13 protein-coding genes are annotated in these 19,360 nt (G+C 36.5%); 8 read left to right on the plus strand and 5 right to left on the minus strand.

Translation table 11 applies throughout. The features are described from left to right. Window positions 1-20: 20 nt before the first annotated feature. Window positions 21-1,274: a methionine adenosyltransferase gene (gene metK / locus ICJ85_RS11415; protein WP_188223923.1), complete on the minus strand. Its 1,254-nt coding sequence runs from the start codon at window positions 1,272-1,274 to the stop codon at window positions 21-23. 619 nt (window positions 1,275-1,893) lie between these two features. Here metK and ilvD point away from each other — a divergent pair. The 6 genes from ilvD (at window position 1,894) to ICJ85_RS11445 (ending at window position 10,502) form a co-directional block, all read left to right on the plus strand. Then, window positions 1,894-3,579 (plus strand): dihydroxy-acid dehydratase, encoded by a 1,686-nt coding sequence (gene ilvD / locus ICJ85_RS11420; protein ID WP_188223924.1) that lies wholly within the window; start codon window positions 1,894-1,896, stop codon window positions 3,577-3,579. 54 nt (window positions 3,580-3,633) lie between these two features. Then, window positions 3,634-5,367, plus strand: coding sequence for a biosynthetic-type acetolactate synthase large subunit (gene ilvB / locus ICJ85_RS11425; protein ID WP_188223925.1), 1,734 nt, complete (start codon window positions 3,634-3,636; stop codon window positions 5,365-5,367). Window positions 5,368-5,380: 13 nt separating this feature from the next. Next, window positions 5,381-5,920: an acetolactate synthase small subunit gene (gene ilvN / locus ICJ85_RS11430; RefSeq protein ID WP_188223926.1), complete on the plus strand. Its 540-nt coding sequence runs from the start codon at window positions 5,381-5,383 to the stop codon at window positions 5,918-5,920. Window positions 5,921-5,929: 9 nt separating this feature from the next. Next, window positions 5,930-7,405 (plus strand): ketol-acid reductoisomerase, encoded by a 1,476-nt coding sequence (gene ilvC, locus ICJ85_RS11435; protein ID WP_188223927.1) that lies wholly within the window; start codon window positions 5,930-5,932, stop codon window positions 7,403-7,405. A gap of 40 nt (window positions 7,406-7,445) precedes the next feature. Continuing rightward, window positions 7,446-8,711 (plus strand): threonine ammonia-lyase IlvA, encoded by a 1,266-nt coding sequence (gene ilvA, locus ICJ85_RS11440; protein ID WP_188223928.1) that lies wholly within the window; start codon window positions 7,446-7,448, stop codon window positions 8,709-8,711. 198 nt (window positions 8,712-8,909) lie between these two features. Beyond that, entirely contained in the window at window positions 8,910-10,502 is a 1,593-nt protein-coding gene (locus tag ICJ85_RS11445) for an NADP-dependent glyceraldehyde-3-phosphate dehydrogenase (RefSeq protein WP_188223929.1), read from the plus strand. An 85-nt stretch (window positions 10,503-10,587) separates the two neighbouring features. Here the strand turns inward: ICJ85_RS11445 and ICJ85_RS11450 are convergent, their stop codons facing one another. The 4 genes from ICJ85_RS11450 to ICJ85_RS11465 form a co-directional block, all read right to left on the minus strand. After that, the gene (locus ICJ85_RS11450) at window positions 10,588-11,976 is read right to left on the minus strand and encodes an alpha-L-fucosidase (RefSeq protein WP_188223930.1); all 1,389 of its coding nucleotides are present in this window, start codon (window positions 11,974-11,976) and stop codon (window positions 10,588-10,590) included. 71 nt (window positions 11,977-12,047) lie between these two features. Next, window positions 12,048-13,370, minus strand: a complete 1,323-nt coding sequence (locus tag ICJ85_RS16655) for an alpha-L-fucosidase (protein WP_188223931.1) — start codon at window positions 13,368-13,370, stop codon at window positions 12,048-12,050. Next, window positions 13,312-13,950, minus strand: a complete 639-nt coding sequence (locus ICJ85_RS16660; RefSeq protein WP_188223932.1) for an alpha-L-fucosidase — start codon at window positions 13,948-13,950, stop codon at window positions 13,312-13,314. Before ICJ85_RS16660 ends, ICJ85_RS16655 begins: the two co-directional genes overlap by 59 nt. Before the next feature lie 117 nt (window positions 13,951-14,067). Next, window positions 14,068-16,851 (minus strand): TonB-dependent receptor, encoded by a 2,784-nt coding sequence (locus ICJ85_RS11465; RefSeq protein ID WP_241739538.1) that lies wholly within the window; start codon window positions 16,849-16,851, stop codon window positions 14,068-14,070. A 650-nt stretch (window positions 16,852-17,501) separates the two neighbouring features. Between ICJ85_RS11465 and ICJ85_RS11470 the strand changes: the two genes are divergently transcribed. Both ICJ85_RS11470 and ICJ85_RS11475 read left to right on the plus strand, forming a co-directional pair. Further along, on the plus strand, window positions 17,502-18,119 hold the full coding sequence (locus ICJ85_RS11470) for a GNAT family N-acetyltransferase (protein ID WP_188224024.1): 618 nt from the start codon (window positions 17,502-17,504) through the stop codon (window positions 18,117-18,119). 8 nt (window positions 18,120-18,127) lie between these two features. Further along, a complete protein-coding gene (locus ICJ85_RS11475) occupies window positions 18,128-19,306 on the plus strand; it encodes an argininosuccinate synthase (protein WP_188223933.1) in 1,179 nt (392 codons plus the stop codon). Window positions 19,307-19,360 lie beyond the last annotated feature (54 nt).

The raw sequence follows: 19,360 nt of genomic DNA on the forward strand, positions 1-19,360 counted from the left end.
TTTTATTAACGAATTGAAGATTATAAATTGAAAGCTTCTTTCACTTGATCTACATAGTCTAATTTTTCCCATGTGAATAATTCTACATCTAAAGTAACGCTTTCGCCAGTTGGCTGAGTAAAGGTTTTGGTAACGGTTTCATTCGTGCGTCCCATGTGTCCGTAAGCAGCCGTTTCACTATAAATAGGGTTTCTTAGTTTTAAACGCTCTTCTATAGCGAATGGTCTCATATCGAAAATTTCAGAAACTTTCTCAGCGATTTCACCGTCGGTCATGTTAAACGGACAAGTGCCATACGTGTTAATAAAAATACCCATTGGTTCAACAACACCAATGGCATAACTAACCTGTACTAAAATTTCGTCGGCAACACCAGCAGCAACTAAGTTTTTAGCAATATGGCGTGTTGCGTAAGCCGCACTACGGTCTACTTTACTTGGGTCTTTTCCAGAAAAAGCCCCACCACCATGAGCGCCTTTTCCACCGTAGGTATCCACAATAATTTTTCTACCAGTAAGTCCGGTATCACCGTGTGGCCCTCCAATTACGAATTTACCAGTCGGATTAATGTGGTATTTAATATCGTCATTGAATAAGACCTGAATTTGTTCTGGTAATTTAGCAACAACTCTAGGAATTAAAATCTCTACGATATCTTTTCTAATTTTAGCTAACATGGTGTCATCGTCACCGAAATCGTCATGCTGTGTAGAAACAACAATAGCATCGATACGCTGAGGAATGTTGTCATCACTATATTCAATAGTTACCTGACTTTTAGAATCGGGTCTTAAATAGGTGATTTCGTCATTTTCACGACGTAAATCTGAAAGCTCTTTTAAGATGCGGTGCGATAAATCTAAAGCCAGAGGCATAAAGTTTTCGGTTTCGTTAGTGGCGTAACCAAACATCATTCCCTGATCTCCTGCACCTTGTTCTTCTTTTGAAGCACGATCTACACCTCGGTTAATATCGTCAGACTGCTCATGTATTGCAGAAAATACCCCACAAGAGTTGCCGTCGAACATATATTCGCCTTTAGTATACCCAATACTATTAATGGTGTCTCTGGCAATTTTTTGAACATCAAGATAGGTGTGTGATTTTACCTCTCCGGCAAGAACAACCTGTCCTGTTGTTACAAGCGTTTCGCATGCTACTTTCGACTCTTTATCAAAAGCTAAAAAATTATCAATTAAAGCGTCGCTAATTTGATCTGCGACCTTATCTGGGTGGCCTTCAGAAACACTTTCTGAAGTAAATAAATATGCCATAAAACTATTTTTATACTAAGATTTGACGGATAACGTCGAAGGAAGTTTACACTGCCTTTAGCATTTTTGCTTGTACATAATTCGTTTTTAAATGTTTATTAAACAGAATTTATACAAAGAGGTTGCAATCAGTCAAATCTTTCCTCTGTTAATTTTCGAGTGCAAAAGTAAAAAAATAATAAGGAATAGAGAATTAGTTTTGTTTTTTTTAAGGATTTAATTGGTGGTTAAATAAATATTTTAAATATTTGTTGCTCAAGAATTATGAGAAACCAGATTTTAATTAGCATTTCTATTATTGTCATTGTGATTATTTCGCAAGGATGGGAAGGCTATTGTTAAAACTTTTGTTTAAATATATGAAGCCTTCCAGTTTTGGAAGGCTTTTTTTATGCGATTATTTTAATTTTTGGACATCATAAAATTTTCTTGTTAAAAAACTGTAAATCAATGATTTAAATAATTTTTTAATGCAGTGGATTTAACCTTGAAAATTAAAGGAAATGAGAATTAAAAACCTAAAGGTTTAATTTCGAACTTCAATTTGAAAGTTGGATTATTTATAGAATAAATCTTAAAAATATAATAAAGGATAGATTGTAGAATATCTTTAATAAAAATGAAAGAACTTAATAAACACAGTAAACGACTTACGCAAGATGAATCTCAACCAGCTTCACAGGCCATGCTGTATGCGGTAGGGTTAACCGATGAGGATATGAAAAAAGCTCAGGTGGGTATTGCAAGTACAGGTTACGATGGTAACCCTTGTAATATGCACTTAAACAGCCTTAAAGATGAGGTTAAGGTTGAGTGTAATATTGCCGGTTTAGTCGGTTTAGGGTTTAATACTATTGGTGTAAGTGATGGTATTTCCATGGGAACTTCTGGAATGAATTATTCATTGGCTTCTCGTGATATCATAGCAGATTCTATTGAAACAGTTATGAATGCACAAAGTTACGATGCTCTTATTTCTGTAGTAGGATGTGATAAAAATATGCCAGGGGCTGTTATTGCCATGTTGCGTTTAAATCGTCCGTCGATTATGATGTATGGCGGTACTATTGCCTCAGGAAATTATAAAGGAAGAAAGTTAAATATTGTATCGGCATTCGAAGCTTTAGGGCAAAAGGTAGCAGGAGAGATTGATGAGGAAGAATATCGAGAAATTATAAAAAGCGCGATTCCGGGAGCGGGAGCTTGTGGAGGTATGTATACCGCAAATACGATGGCTTCGGCAATTGAGTGTATGGGGTTTGCGTTACCTTACAACTCATCAATCCCAGCTGAGAATCCGAATAAATTATCGGAAAGTGAAAGAACAGCTATCGCTATTAAAAATTTATTGGAATTAGATTTAAAACCTTTAGATATCATTTCTAAAAAATCTATTGAAAACGCTATCGCTATTGTAAATGCGCTTGGAGGGTCTACTAATGCGGTATTGCACTTCTTGGCGATTGCACATGCTGCGGATATAGAATTTACTTTAGAAGATTTCCAACGTGTTAGCGACAGAACACCGTTAATTGCCGATTTAAAACCGAGTGGTAAATACTTAATGGAAGATGTTCACGGTATTGGTGGAACACCTGCCGTTATGAAATATTTATTAGATAACGGCTATTTACATGGTGACTGTATGACCGTAACCGGTAAAACTTTAGCTGAAAATTTAAAAGATGTTGAGCCGCTTCAGTTTGAAGATGAACAGGATGTTATTTATCCAACCGATAAAGCCTTAAAATCTTCAGGAAACTTACAAATCCTTTACGGAAACTTAGCTGAAGAAGGTGCTGTGGCTAAAATCTCGGGAAAAGAAGGTTTAGTGTTTGAAGGTAAAGCGGTGGTGTACGATGGTGAGCAGGCGGCTAATACAGGTATTTCTAATGGAGAAGTAGCTAAAGGCGATGTGGTTGTTATCCGTTACGTAGGTCCTAAAGGTGGTCCAGGTATGCCAGAAATGCTAAAACCAACCTCTTTAATTATGGGTGCTGGTTTAGGGAAATCGGTGGCCTTAATTACCGACGGACGTTTCTCTGGAGGAACTCACGGATTTGTTGTGGGACACATTACGCCCGAAGCGCAAACTGGTGGTGCTATTGGTTTAGTAGAAACAGGAGACCGTATTAGAATCAGTGCAGAAGATAATTCTATTAATGTGTTAATTTCTGAAGAAGAACTAGCTAAGCGTAAAGCAGCTTGGGTAGCTCCGGAATTAAAACACAAAAAAGGAATATTATATAAATATGCGAGATCGGTAGCTTCGGCTTCAAAAGGCTGTGTAACTGACGCATTTTAATTAGAAATTTCGTTTCCGCGAAAGCGGGAATATCACATATATAAATTGTGAATTATGAATACACAAACTGAAAACAAAACACAAGAAGTGGCAAGTAAAACAATGCGTATTTCAGGAAGCGAAGCTGTTGTACGAAGCTTAATTGCAGAAGGTGTAGACATCCTTTACGGATATCCGGGAGGAGCTATTATGCCTGTTTATGATGAATTATTCAAGTTCCAAGACCAGATTCATCACGTCTTAACAAGGCACGAACAAGGAGCGGCTCACGCGGCTCAGGGATATGCGCGAATTTCAGGTAAAGTTGGGGTCGCAATGGCAACTTCAGGGCCGGGAGCTACGAATTTAGTGACCGGTATTGCCGATGCTCAAATCGATTCTACGCCATTGGTATGTATTACTGGTCAGGTGTTTTCTCATTTGTTAGGAAGTGATGCGTTTCAGGAAACCGATATCGTTGGTATTTCTACACCAGTTACTAAATGGAATTGCCAGGTAACGAAAGCTGCGGATATTCCAAAAGCCTTAGCTAAAGCTTTTTATATTGCAAAAAGCGGTCGTCCGGGTCCAGTACTTGTCGACATTACTAAAGATGCTCAAGTAGGTGAGTTAGATTTTGAATACGAACCATGTAAAGGTGTTCGCAGTTATATTCCTGTACCTAAAACCAATCCAGCCGATGTTCAGGCTGCTGCCGATTTAATCAACGCAGCTAAAAAACCTATGATTGTTTGGGGACAAGGTGTTATTTTAGGTAAGGCAGAAGAAGAATTAAAAGCTGTTATTGAAAAAGCTGGTATACCATCGGCTTGGACGATTCTTGGAGCTTCGGCTATTCCAACGTCTCACCCGTTAAATATTGGTATGGTAGGAATGCACGGAAACTATGCCCCTAATAAATTAACAAACGAATGCGATGTGTTAATTGCGATAGGGATGCGATTTGATGATCGCGTTACAGGAAAATTAGATTCATACGCAAAACAAGCTAAGGTTATTCACTTTGATATAGACCCTGCAGAGGTTGATAAGAATGTAAAGACAGATGTGGCTGTAATAGGCGATTCTAAAGATAGCTTGGCACAACTATTACCACTTTTAGAAGCGAAATCTCATGAGGCTTGGTTACAGGAGTTTAAAGATTTATACGCTATTGAGTTTGAAAAAGTAATCAAACACGATATTCACCCGGTTAAAGAAGGTTTAACCATGGGGGAAGTGTTAAGACAAATTAATGAAGAAACTAAAGGCCAAGCTGCTATCGTTTCTGATGTTGGTCAGCACCAAATGATTGCTTGCCGTTATGCTGATTTTAAGGTGACGAAAAGTAATATAACTTCGGGTGGTTTAGGAACAATGGGATTTGCTTTGCCAGCTGCTATTGGAGCGAAAATGGGTGCGCCAGATCGTGAGGTTGTTGCTATTATTGGTGATGGTGGTTACCAAATGAATATTCAGGAGTTAGGAACCATTTTCCAAACCAAAGTACCGGTTAAAATTGTGGTATTAAATAACGAATTCTTAGGAATGGTACGTCAGTGGCAACAGTTATTCTTCGATAAACGTTATGCGTCGACTGAAATGACTAACCCAGATTTTGTAACTATAGCAAAAGGGTATCATATAGATGCAAAGCGTGTTAGTAAGAGAGAGGAATTAGCAGATGCAGTAAAAGAAATGATTGCTTCGGAAAATTCATATTTCCTTGAGGTTTGTGTTGAAAAAGAAGATAATGTATTCCCAATGGTGCCAACAGGAGCTTCGGTTTCAGATGTACGTTTAAGCTAAATTATCAGAAAGAATGAACGAAGAAATAAAATCATATACGATATCGCTTTATACCGAAAACAACATAGGTTTATTAAACCGCGTTTCGGCAATTTTTCAGCGTAGACACATTAATATTGAAAGTTTAACAACCTCGCAATCTGAAATCGATGATGTGTTTCGATTTGTTATTGTTGTTAATATTACAGAAGCTCAGGCTGCCAAAATAGTGAGACAGTTTGAAAAGCAAGTAGAGGTGATTCGTGCGTACTATCATACCGATGAGCAAACGATTTACACCGAGTCTTGTATGTTTAAAATAAAGTCGGCTTTATTATTCGAAGAGCCACAAATTCAGAATATAATTAAGGATAGCAATTCAAGAATTGTTACCGTAAATAAAGAGTTTTTTGTTTTAGAAAAATCGGGTAGAAGACACGAAATAGAGTCTTTACGAAGAGATTTAAATGTGTTCGGTATCATGCAGTTTGTGCGTGCCGGACGTATTGCAGTAACAAAAGATGAAATGAGAGTAACCGATATGCTTATGGCATTCAATAATCATAATAACTAGAAATTAAAAATGGGAAATTATTTTAACACACTTTCGTTAAGAGATAAATTAGACCAATTATCGAAGTGTAGATTTATGGACTCTTCAGAATTTGAAGATGGTGTAAATGCATTAAAAGGCAAAAAAATTGTTATCGTAGGATGCGGTGCGCAAGGGCTCAACCAAGGGTTAAACATGAGAGATTCTGGATTAGATATTTCTTATGCATTAAGACCACAAGCTATTGCAGAAAAGCGTGCTTCTTATGTAAATGCAACAGATAACGGATTTAATGTAGGAACATACGAAGAGTTAATTCCAACAGCAGATTTAGTATTAAACTTAACTCCAGATAAGCAACACACTAATGTTGTAAAAGCGGTAATGCCTTTAATGAAACAAGGAGCAACATTATCATATTCTCACGGATTTAACATTGTTGAAGAAGGGACTCAGATTCGTGAAGATTTAACTGTAATCATGGTAGCGCCTAAGTGTCCAGGTTCAGAGGTAAGAGAAGAGTATAAAAGAGGTTTTGGTGTGCCAACACTTATTGCAGTTCACCCAGAAAATGATCCGGAAGGAAAAGGATGGGATCAGGCAAAAGCTTATGCTGCTGCAACTGGAGGTGACAGAGCAGGTGTGTTAGCATCATCGTTCGTTGCTGAGGTTAAATCAGATTTAATGGGTGAGCAAACCATTTTATGTGGATTGTTACAAACAGGATCTATTCTTTGTTTCGATAAAATGATTGAAAAAGGAATTGATGCTGGTTACGCTTCGAAATTAATTCAGTACGGATGGGAAACTATTACTGAAGGGCTTAAGTATGGAGGTATCACGAATATGATGGACAGACTTTCTAACCCCGCTAAAATTAAAGCATTCGAACTTTCAGAAGAATTAAAAGATATCATGCGCCCGTTATTCCAAAAACATATGGATGATATTATGGAAGGACGTTTCTCTAGCGGTATGATGGAAGACTGGGCTAATGGCGATGAGAAATTATTAACCTGGAGAGCGGCTACTGCAGAAACAGCTTTCGAAAAAACACCAGCAGGAGATGTTGAAATCTCTGAGCAAGAGTTTTACGATAACGGTGTGTTAATGGTGGCTATGGTAAGAGCTGGTGTAGAATTAGCGTTCGAAGCTATGACAGATTCTGGTATTATCGATGCATCGGCTTACTACGAGTCGTTACACGAAACACCGCTTATTGCTAACACAATTGCAAGACGTAAATTATACGAAATGAACTCTGTAATCTCTGATACTGCAGAGTACGGTTGTTATTTATTCGACCATGCTTGTAAGCCATTATTAGCTGATTTCATGACCAAAATAGACACCGACGTTATTGGTAAAGCCTATGCTAAAGATAACGGTAAAGGTGTGGATAACGCGAAGTTAATAGCTGTTAATAAAGCTTTGAGAGAGCACCCGGTTGAAAAAATTGGTTCGTTCTTAAGAGCGTCTATGACGGCTATGAAGCCAATCGTTTAATCGATAATTTCGCGAAAGCGAGATATTAAATAAAACATTTATGGAAAAAGGGAAAACGATATATTTTCCTAGTATTGATAATGTAAAAGTAGCTGCCGATACCATTAAAAAAGTATCGGCAGTTACGCCTTTAGGCCCTGCCTTTCGGTATTCAAAACAATTTGATGCTAACATCTTTTTAAAGCGTGAAGATCTACAACAGGTGCGTTCGTATAAAATCCGCGGGGCTTATAATAAAATAAGTTCGTTAACAGCCGAAGAATCGGCTAATGGCGTGGTATGTGCCAGCGCTGGAAATCATGCACAAGGTGTAGCATTATCTTGTAAATTATTAAAAATAAAAGGAAGTATTTATATGCCTGCGCCTACGCCAAATCAGAAGGTTCAGCAGGTTAAAATGTTTGGTGAAGATTATATTGAAATCAAGCTTATTGGTGACACATTCGACGATGCTAATAACGCCGCAATGAAAGAATGTGAGGAGCTTAAAAAAACATTTATACACCCTTTTAATGATGAAAAGGTTATTGAAGGGCAAGCCACTATCGGACTTGAAATTTTAGAACAAGCCACAGAACCTATTGACTATGTTTTTATCGCTATTGGTGGGGGCGGATTAGCTTCTGGGTTGTCAACGGTGTTTAAAACTTTATCTCCAAACACAAAAATTATTGGCGTAGAGCCGGAAGGAGCGCCATCTATGAAAACCTCAATTGAAAATGGGGTTAATACCGAATTAGATGAGATTGAGAAATTTATTGATGGGGCAGCAGTAAAACGTGTTGGTGATTTAACATTTGAAATCTGCAAGGAAAACTTGCATGATGTGATTACGGTGCCGGAAGGTAAAGTTTGTGAAACCATTTTAGAACTTTATAATAAGGATGCTATTGTGGTTGAGCCGGCAGGGGCGTTGAGTATCTCAGCCTTAGACTTCTATGCAGAAAAAATTAAAGGTAAAAACGTGGTTTGTGTAGTAAGTGGTAGTAATAACGATATTACTCGTACCGCTGAAATTAAAGAACGAGCATTATTATATGCAAACCTGAAACACTATTTTATAGTGAAGTTTCCACAACGAGCAGGGGCTTTAAGAGAATTTGTGGTCGATATTTTGGGGCCAAACGACGATATTACCTTTTTTCAATATGCCAAAAAAACCAATCGAGAGAACGGTTCGGCAGTAGTTGGTATTCAGCTAAAAACATCCGAGGATCTGGAACCTTTAATTTCCAAAATGAAACAACGTAATTTCTTTGGAGATTACTTAAATAATAAACCTGATTTATTTCAGTTTCTAGTATAAAAAAGAGCGGGTTAAAAACCGCTCTTTTTTTTTGCTTTTTTTTTAGCCGAAAACGTTATAGCCCTGTCTATTTTTTTGAGGTTTCAATTTAATGTTAATAATGCAATATTTTTAAGGGTAATGTTAAGATTTTGAAATGCTTTTCATCAAAATATAAGTACCTTTAATCATAGTTTTTAAACGAAAATCATTTTGAATATGAAGACGAAATTTTCTGAAATACCTGAAGAATATAAAATTACTACACTTACACATCAAAATAGTTATCTCGTGTCTGGCGAGTTAAAAGAATGGCATGGTGATATGGCCGAAGTGTATTCTACAATATCATCAACCGAAAATTATAAGCCAACTTTACTTGGTACAGTGCCGAATTTAGGGGAGAAAGAAGCTATGGAATCATTAAATTCAGCTTTAGATGCTTTTGATAAGGGACAAGGTTTATGGCCAACAATGAAAGTGATTGATAGAATTGCTTGCATGACCAAGTTTGTAGAGCAAATGAAGACCAAGCGCGAAGAAATTGTAAAACTGTTAATGTGGGAGATTGGAAAGAATCTACCAGATTCTCAAAAGGAATTCGATAGAACCGTAGATTATATTTACGATACTATTGAAGCTTATAAACAAATTGATCGTGATTCGGCGAAATTTGAAAAGAACGATGGTGTTTATGCGCATATTCGACGTGGACCATTAGGAGTAGTTTTGTGCCTAGGGCCATATAACTATCCTTTAAATGAAACGTTTTCATTGCTTATTCCGGCATTAATCATGGGGAATACGGTAATTTTTAAACCTGCTAAACACGGCGTTTTGTTAATAAGTCCGTTGTTAGAAGCTTTTCAAAGTAGTTTCCCAAAAGGTGTAGTGAATATTGTTTATGGCCGAGGTCGTACTTTGGCTGCGCCAATTATGAAGTCTGGAAAAATTGATGTGTTGGCATTAATAGGGAATAGTAAATCGGCTAACGCCTTACAGTCACAACACCCAAAAGGGAACAGGTTGCGTATGGTTTTAGGTCTGGAGGCAAAAAATCCGGCCATTATATTACCGGATGCTGATTTAGATTTAGCTGTTGAAGAGTGTATTGCAGGAACCTTATCTTTCAATGGGCAACGTTGCACCGCATTAAAGGTTGTGTATGTTCATGAGTCGGTAGCGGAAGAGTTTAACAGACGTTTTTCGTATAAAGTCGATCAGTTGAAATTTGGAAACCCATGGGAAGACGGTGTTAAATTAACTCCCTTACCAGAAGCGGAAAAACCGGCATATATTCAGGAGTTGATTGATGATGCGAAAGAAAAAGGAGCTACAATATTAAATGAAAAAGGAGGCGAAACGACTGAAAATTATATTTATCCGGCGGTGCTTTATCCGGTAAATAAAGAGATGCGCGTGTATCAGGAAGAGCAATTCGGACCTGTAATTCCAGTGATGTCGTTTTCCGATATTGAAGAGCCTCTAGATGATATGGCCGAATCGAACTACGGACAACAGGTAAGTTTATTTGGTAAAAATGTGCATACCTTAGCCCCGTTAATTGATACGTTGGTGAATTTGGTTTGCCGTGTTAATTTAAACAGTTCCTGCCAGCGAGGGCCAGACGTTTATCCGTTTACAGGTAGAAAGGATTCGGCTTCAGGAACTTTAAGTGTAAATGATGCTTTACGTTCATTCTCTATAAGAACTTTTGTCGCTTCTAAAGACAATGATTATAATAGGGCTATTTTAAATGAGCTTTTAGATAAAAAAGTGTCTAATTTTATAAGCACTGATTATATTCTTTAAATTTAAGAAGATTCTATTCTGTAGGAAACAAAAAAAAATCGAGGGCTTAAACCCTCGATTTTTTTGTTTTGTATAGAATACTGTTTTAGTTTTCAGTACTGAAAACTTCAAAAGATTTAATTTCCGCATTTCCTTTAGATTCAGTGATTTTTAAACGCACTTGTGAAACATTCATCCCATCAAACTTATGGATGAATTTATGTCCGATACAAGAGCCTTCAAATATAGTTTTCCAGCCATCCTTAGTTTTTCCTTCTAAAATAAAAGCTCTCACACGTTCGCCATTAGCAATGTTTTCGGTCAAGACAATTTGATTAATGTTTTGAGTTTTTGGAAGCTTTATAGATAGTTTAGATTTGTTCCCAGATGTTGTTCCAGCCGGGTTTGAAAACTTCCGATTGATTTCATTTCCAAATTCTTTCAGACGTTCTACATCAGCCTCAGGAATTAGTCCGTTCGGGTCTGGGGTAATTCCTAAAATAAGCGAACTGTTATGACCAACCGAGTTGTAATACATATCCATTAGGTGTTCTAAAGGAAAAATATGTTCTTCGTCATTCGGTTCCCAAAACCATTCATGGCGCCCGTTATAACCTCTAAGCGGGGCATCGCTCATGGCTGGCATGTAATATTTGCCATTAGGATCTCCTGTCTTTAATAACTCGAAATTGTTTTTAAAAATGACCTCTTGATTGGTAGAATGTGAGTAAGGAAATGGGTAAGTGCCCCAACTAGGATAAGGTACTTTTCCAGATTCGCTGCCACCCCAACGAATATCTGCGCGTTGCGTGTTGTGATAAAAAATAATATTTTTTTGATGCTTTTCAGCAATAGGTAAAATGTCCGCTCCACCTTGTTCCGGACCATGCGCCCCGCCGTCGAACCAAACCATAGCCAAATCGCCATATCGAGACATAAGTTCGTCTACCATACCTTCACACATACGGTTGTAATGCTTTTGGCGATTCTCGGCAAATGTGTCAGTTCCTTGTACTTTAAAATCGTGAATACCATAGAACGAATTCCAACGTATGCCTATGTAAATACCTGGCTTTACGCCATATTTTCTACAAGATTCAACAAAATCCTTTACAATATCGCCTTTGCCATCTTTCCATTTTACGGCTTTTAAACAATACGGGTTAACATCACTTTGGTACAAGGCAAAACCAGTTTCATGCGTAGCGGTAAGAATCGCTAAATTACAACCAGCATCTTTAACCGATTTAATCCACTGGTCGGTATCAAGTTGTTCAGGGTTGAAGATATTGATGTCCTCAACAGGTGTAATTCTGTTGATTTTTTGGTTGTATTGTTTGTTGTCGAATACATGAAGATCGTAGTGAAAAACTGCAACTAATTCGGCTTCTTGCCAATTTAATTGAGCTTGTGTTGGAATTGGAACTTCGGTTTGTGCTACCAGCACTTGTATTGAAAGAAATAAAAGAAATAAAGTGGATTTTATAAGGGTCATGTAATATGTTTTAAAGAATTAAGGTTGGTTTTATTTTTAATACGTTTCAATTTTAGATATTCCGGAGTTTTTTATTCATTAATTTCAGAACCGTAAACTTGTAATTTTTTTAAATGAAGGGCCGCAGTAGAGGAGGACTCTACAGAAACTTTTATATATCGCCCTTTAATTCCTGGTAATTCAATACCGGCATTAAATTGGGTTACCGGAACTTCCCAATGATAAAAGCTTCCTTTTTTATCTTCAATTTTGTTCCAGTTCTCGCCATCTATTGAAACAGATACACTAAAATTAAAATCCTTTGTTAAATAATGTTTCTGATTAAAGATATCGAGACCTTTAACATGATAATTTTTTCCTAAATCTATAATTGCAAAAGCTTCTTTTTCTTCTTTACTATGAAAGGCAAAAGGGCTGTTAAATAGTTTGTTTGAAAATAATAAATTATGGAAACTAGAATCGTCTTCCTGAGATTGTGAACTTATTGTGAAGGTCGCATTATCCGAAATAACATGGCCGTATAAAGGGTCTGAAAATAACGAGTTAGACATAGCGTCTCCAGTCATTTCGGTAATTATTTTTTTGCATGTAAGCTCGATAATAATGGTTTCTTCGCTTTTGTTTGCTTTTGAAAGATTAAAAACAATTTCCGATTTGTTTTGAGTAAAGCTTATTTTCCCACCTGTTAGCACTTGGGCTTTTTTTATTTTTGAAGCTATTGCAGGTAGCTTTAATGAATTAAGCGATTTATCAGTAATGTGTAGATAAATGGTTTTGTCTTCGTAGGTGCTTCCTCCCCATTTTTGAGGATACCAAGGGCCTCCTTTAGTATTGTAAATAGATTGTCCGTAGGTTTTCATCCATTGGCCAACGTCTTCCAATCGTTCTACTTCGGTATCATCAAATGCGCCATTCCATTGTGACCCCCAACTTAAAAGCATGTTGCCATTTCCGCAGGCTGTAGACGTTATCATTTTTATGATTTTTTCCTTCGATTTAGGAGGTGTTCCAGAATAAGACCAGGAGTGAGTTAATGTAATGCAACTTTCCCAAGGGCGTTCCTGGTACATGCCAATTTTTTGTTCAGGCGTATCAAAATCTCCGGGAATTGAAGCGCGATTATTAATTATAATTCCTGGTTGTAATTTGCGTATCATTCTAGTTAATGCTTCAGAGTCCCACATATCGGCCGTAAACATACCACCCCACCAGGAGGCGTCAAACCAAAAGACATCCACTTTCCCGTAATTCGAACACAATTCTTTAACCACATTAAATTGATATTCTTTGTATTTATCATGTGTAGGCCCGGGAAGAATTTTTTCAACGCCTAATTTAGCATGGTAATAAGGGGCTTCTTTTTGACGGACAACCAAGGTTGTGTATAGGAGCATAATCTGGGTGATACCAATCGCGTTGCGAATAATAAACCCCAAATTTCATGTCCGCTTCATGGCAAGCATCGGCGATTTCTTTTAGGTAATCTCTACCAAAAGGCGTATTTGTAACTTTGAAATCGGAATATTTTGTATCCCACATATGAAATCCGTCATGATGTTTTGCAATGGTTACAATGTATTTCATGCCTGCATCTTTGGCAATTTTCACCCATTGTTTGGCGTCGAAATTCTCAAATTTAAAGTGTTCAGGATAGGTAACCCAAACAGAATCGGCTATTGGACCATGTCCTTTATCTGGTGCTTTTCTGGTATAGCACATGCCCCAGCTAAGATCTTTTTTAATGTATGTTGAAAGGCCAAAATGGATAAACATACCATATCGAGCATCATTAAACCATTGCATGTCTTTTTCAGATGAAAAATTACTAGCATCCCATTCTTCTTCGCTAAAAAATTGAATGTGATTCCATCTTGCATTTTTATCGGTTTTATTACCTCGTATTGACCATTGTGCGTTGATAGAATGGAAAGAACCAATTAAAAGAAAGATAAGGGGTGTAAGTTGTTTTGTCATAATTTTTAATTGGTTCGAGAGTGTTTAAAGTATTAGGTTCAATATTATTACTTAGTTCAATGTATTTACCCTTAATTTTTACTATTAAATCTTATTTTTTATAAGAGCAAACATCTATTAAATTTTGTAGTTTAATTTTAAAAATGTGCCCCTAGGTAATACTGGTACTACAATGAAGCTGGTATTAGGATAGGTTTCAATAAATTCTTTTGTAGCACCATTGGCACTGGCACCAAAACTATTGGCTCCGTAAAAATTGGCTAAACCTTCTGAGTTAAAAAGATTTGTTATTAGTAAACTAGTTGAAATGTTGTTTGATATTTTATATGTCAATCCTAAATCAAAAATACTATAAGCTGGTAGTTGAAAAGCATTAGCCACGTTAGCTTCTCTTTCTCCCATAAATTGCCATTTAACAAAACTCGAAACGTCTTTTAACTGGTATTCTGTTGCTAAGTTAAACATGATGTTAGGGTTAAAAGGAAGTTTGTTTCCAGAATAATCGGTAATCATATCATCTGTTGTGTTCGCAGTTCCGTTAGCATCGTAAATAGTCCATGATTTGGTTTTAGGGTTCTGAATTACACCATTAAAAGAAAATTTTAAATTTTCTATAGGAGAGTAAATACTTTCCCATTCTAAACCAATGGTTTCTGAAGTGTTAAATTGGATTGGCGTGTAAAATACAGAGTTGGTGTTTTCATCAAATTCAAAATTAGAAGTGCCAATATTTTTAAGTTGACTATAGAACAGAGTTCCAGCAATTGAAAAGGTGCTTAGGTTTGATTTTAATCCCAATTCTATTTGGTTGATCTTTTGAATTTCACCTTTTTTATTAATTGGAACATTGGTGAAATTATTGAAATAGTAATTTAATTCCGGGGCTTTATTCCCTCTTGACAGCCGAGCGAAAAGTGCTGTTTTGTTAGAAACTTTATAATTAATTCCTGCGGAATAGGAAATGTAATTATAGGTGTAATTGAATGAGTCGATATCGCCAGTTGGTTTTAAAACACTGTTGTCGTAATCGGTATTAGGATTGCCGTCTAAGCCGCCATCTTGCGAAAATGGTTCATAGCCGTCATTACTGCCTTTGTGTGTAATAGATTCAAATCGAAGTCCGAGGTCCAAGCTCAGACTATTTGAAATATTCCAATAATCATTTGCGAAGGTTGCCAGTTGTGTTATGTTCGCTCTGCTATTTCCAAAGAACAAACCACCGTAATTACTAACGCCGTTTTCATCGGACAATGCAATTGTTGGTTCATTTGGGTTTTCTAAAGTAACAGCTAGCATTCTTGGATTGTTTTCATAGGTTACGAAAGCAAAACTACCTTGCGTAAAAACGGTAGTATTAGATAATCCTGAGGCAAATCCGAAATTTAAATTGTGGTTTTCAAATTGCTTTTTTAAAGTAAGTTGCTGAATTAATTCATCGGTTTCATTGTCTTTCAGCCATGTTGATGTGCCCATAATAGCATCGTTAGGAAGCCGACCTTCTGTTAAATATTGAAATGGTTCGCCATTTAAAATGCCACTATTGTCTATTCTGGCTAATTCATTTCCAGATTGAGCATTTCTAAAAACAATCTGACCTATGGGGAATTGTGCACCTGTTATAAAGTAGGCTAACGGATTGCTTAAAGAAACAAAAGCATTGCTAATAGATGTTTGCCAGTTGGCGTTTTTAGCTGAAATTTTAATATTGTTTTTAATCGTCCAGTTCTTACCTAGCTTTTGAGATAGGTCTATGCCGAATGTGTAATCTTGCGCATGTAAACCTTCACCTGGATTAAAATTATTTGATGAAGATAAGTTTCTGCCATCCGGAATAGAAGTGTTAAATTCGGGCATCATTAGGGCTGTCGATTTAAAACTTTGTCCGAAAACTGGTTGCGGATTCCTCCAATTTGTTGCAGCAACACCTGTGTAGCGATTGGTTTTGTCGTTTAGAAGTTTTCCGTAGAATTTAAAATAGCCTCGACTATTTTCTTTTAAAAGGTTGAATTTAAACTGTCCTCCTTTACTAAATGTGAAATCGGTATTTCTGGCGCCATCATCCTGTCTGTAGTGTCCGCCGGTGTTCACATACCAGTTGTTTCCTAAAGGGCTACCAATTGAAGCATCGATTTTGTAAGACATATTGTTATTCCCTTGAATACCGGATTGTAGTTGAATATCCCCTCCTAAAGCATTTCTTTTTTTGTGAGAGATAAAGTTAAAAATACCGCCGGGAGTATTCATAGCAGTAATAGAAGAGCTTCCGCCTCTAATAACTTCGAGTTTAGATGTTGTTATGTCATTTCTAAAAAACAAATCAGGTGCATAGTAAGAATGCTGAACAAGGCTTATAGGGAGTCCGTCCTCCTGAAGAGATACATAATACCAGCCCATATCGTCTTCAGCAGATGCCGAAATACCGCGTGTGTAAACCTTTGTGAAAACTTCGCCTGCAGAAGCATCGGTAAACAGACCTGGAATATTTTGAAGTATTTGAGCTGTTCCGCGAGGTGCGATTTTTGATAACTCTTTTTGGTCCAGAGAACTAATAGAAGTGCTTGATTCTAATTTGGTTTTGGTATTGAAATTTCCAGTAATCACAACAGTCTCAAGATTTAGTAAGTCGTCCTCTAGAATATACGATAGCTTTAAATCTTTATTGTTAATTTTAATGGAATCCATTGCAGGTTTATAGCCTAAATGACTTATGGAAAGAAAATAGGTTCCATTGGGAATGCTTGTCAACTTATAGGCATCTTTTGTGCTAAAATTATAAGAAGATACAGAGGGCGAAAAGTCTACTTTTGCTTCCTTAAGATCTATTCCGTTACTGTTTTTTACAGATATAGTAATTTGATTTTGAGAGGTTATTTTTAAGGAATAGAAAATAACAAAAAGCAAAAAAAGTATGCTGTTTTTCACGTAGTTTTAAGTTAGAATTTGTGGTTAGTTGTCAAGAAACAAATATATAAATAAACCAATATGATAATTTGGTCAATTTTACCTTTAAAATTTAAGGTGGTTAAGGGAGTGTTTGAATATGTTTTTTTGAGGAATTTTCAATGAAATTGCCTTGTAGTAAGTTATTTGTGATGTAAAAAAATGAATAAGGGGTGTTTTGATAATTTTTCTATAAAAATCTAATTTTTTTACAAAGGGCTTTGTTTTAGTTTAAAAAAATTATGTAATATTGTACCATCTAGTTAACGAAAGGGGCTTAGGCCGACGATTTAGAGTTACTATTATGAAAACGTCAAATTATATTATTACAGAAATTAATGCTCACTTCTTGAGCATGTTATTTAACACTTTTATTCCTGCACGTCGTTTTCGCCGCCCCTTGAGGGTTTAATATTTATTTTTGAGGTAGGTGTGCCCTGCTTCTCCAAGAGAAAAGAATCCATTTAAGTTTACCTAAATTTAACTCACTTTCAAAGTGTTATATTATTATTTTAGGCTAAATTCTTTTAATTTTATTCGGATTCAAAAGACAAGCAACAAAATTTAAATCATAATATTTTATTTATAACCTAGATTGGTTTATGAAAAACATTGAGGTATTAATTGCCAATAAATCACATACTAAGTATGCAGAAATTATCTGCGAAACCATTGCAGAATCAGCCGCTGTTAGGGGGACTGGTATCGCTAGGCGTACTCCTGAGTATATCACAAAAAAGTTGGAAAACGGCAACGCTGTTATTGCCCTTGAAGGTGATAAGTTTGCGGGCTTTTGTTATATAGAGCTTTGGGGGCATGGTAAGTTTGTGGCTAACTCAGGGTTAATTGTACATCCTGATTTCAGGAACGTAGGTTTGGCAAAAAAGATAAAGCATAAAATCTTTAAGCACTCTAGAACAAAATTTCCTGATGCTAAAGTCTTCAGTATAACAACCGGTTTAGCTGTAATGAAAATGAACAGCGATTTAGGGTATAAGCCCGTGCCATTTTCAGAGCTAACCGATGATTCTACGTTTTGGGATGGCTGTCAAACTTGTAGAAATTACGATGTGTTAACACGAACTAATAGAAAAATGTGTTTGTGTACAGGTATGCTTTACGACCCAAAAGCAAAAGAAGAAAAACATAAAAAAGTAAAAGAAAAGGTTTTCAACAGATTAAAACATATCAAAGAAACCATGTTCTTAAAAAAAAAAGATCAAAAGTAATATAACAGATGAAAAAATTAGTAATTGCCTATAGTGGCGGGTTAGATACCTCATATTGCGCCGTAAGCCTATCTAAAGAATATGATGTACATGCTGTAAGTGTAAACACTGGCGGATTTACCAAAGCCGAGATAGATAAAATTGAGGCAAACGCCTATAAAATGGGGGTAACAACCTATAAAAATATAGATGCTGTAGCAACGTTTTATCAAAAAGTAGTGAAGTACTTAATTTTTGGAAACGTTTTAAAAAACAACACGTATCCATTATCTGTAAGTGCCGAACGTATCATTCAGGCCATTGAAATTATCGAATACGCAAAAAGTATTGATGCCGAGTATATTGCTCATGGTAGTACAGGTGCTGGTAACGATCAGGTGCGTTTTGATATGATTTTTCAAACGCTGGCACCAGAGATTGAAATCATTACACCAATTAGAGATCAAAAATTAACAAGACAGGAAGAAATCGATTATTTAAAAGCTAATGGTATCGATATGTCTTGGGAAAAGGCGAAATATTCCATCAACAAGGGACTTTGGGGAACTAGTGTTGGAGGTTCAGAAACTTTAACGTCTGAAAAACCGTTGCCAGGTGAAGCATACCCGTCTCAGTTAAAACATTCAGAGGAAGAAAAAGTAAAATTAACCTTTGAAAAAGGAGAGTTGGTAGCTGTTAATGGTATTGAAAACGATCCGGAGATCAATATTGAAACCTTAAACAATTTAGCATCAGCCTATGCCATTGGTAGAGATATTCACGTGGGTGATACTATTGTTGGTATTAAAGGGCGTGTAGGTTTTGAGGCCGCGGCAGCATTAATTACTATTAAGGCACATCATTTATTAGAAAAGCACACGCTTACCAAGTGGCAATTACAGCACAAGGAATATATAGCAAGTTTCTACGGGATGCATTTACACGAGGGCTTGTATTTAGATCCTGTAATGCGCGATATGGAAGCTTTTTTACAAAGCAGTCAGGACAAAGTGAGTGGGGATGTAACAGTTACTTTAAAACCTTATCACTTTACTTTAGATGGTATTTCATCAGAGCATGATTTAATGAGTGCGAAGTTTGGAAGCTACGGTGAAGAAAATAAAGGATGGACAGCTGATGAGGCTAAAGGATTTATTAAAATTTTCGGAAACCAGAATAAAATTTATCAACAGGTAAATTCAAACTAAAAATAACCCGGTCTTGAGATACTGAACTCATTTCAGCAACTCAATCAAATGGTT

The organism is Aestuariibaculum marinum, from assembly GCF_014596975.1.
Taxonomy (GTDB): domain Bacteria; phylum Bacteroidota; class Bacteroidia; order Flavobacteriales; family Flavobacteriaceae; genus Aestuariibaculum; species Aestuariibaculum marinum.

Bases quoted from the DNA above. Each gene is read 5' to 3' on its own strand.
- ilvB (WP_188223925.1), top strand. From the start codon at position 3,634: ATGAATACACAAACTGAAAACAAAACACAAGAAGTGGCAAGTAAAACA.
- ilvD (WP_188223924.1), top strand. From the start codon at position 1,894: ATGAAAGAACTTAATAAACACAGTAAACGACTTACGCAAGATGAATCT.
- metK (WP_188223923.1), bottom strand. From the start codon at position 1,274: ATGGCATATTTATTTACTTCAGAAAGTGTTTCTGAAGGCCACCCAGAT.
- ICJ85_RS11475 (WP_188223933.1), top strand. From the start codon at position 18,128: ATGAAAAAATTAGTAATTGCCTATAGTGGCGGGTTAGATACCTCATAT.
- ICJ85_RS16660 (WP_188223932.1), bottom strand. From the start codon at position 13,950: ATGACAAAACAACTTACACCCCTTATCTTTCTTTTAATTGGTTCTTTC.
- ICJ85_RS16655 (WP_188223931.1), bottom strand. From the start codon at position 13,370: ATGCTCCTATACACAACCTTGGTTGTCCGTCAAAAAGAAGCCCCTTAT.
- ilvA (WP_188223928.1), top strand. From the start codon at position 7,446: ATGGAAAAAGGGAAAACGATATATTTTCCTAGTATTGATAATGTAAAA.
- ICJ85_RS11450 (WP_188223930.1), bottom strand. From the start codon at position 11,976: ATGACCCTTATAAAATCCACTTTATTTCTTTTATTTCTTTCAATACAA.
- ICJ85_RS11445 (WP_188223929.1), top strand. From the start codon at position 8,910: ATGAAGACGAAATTTTCTGAAATACCTGAAGAATATAAAATTACTACA.
- ilvC (WP_188223927.1), top strand. From the start codon at position 5,930: ATGGGAAATTATTTTAACACACTTTCGTTAAGAGATAAATTAGACCAA.
- ilvN (WP_188223926.1), top strand. From the start codon at position 5,381: ATGAACGAAGAAATAAAATCATATACGATATCGCTTTATACCGAAAAC.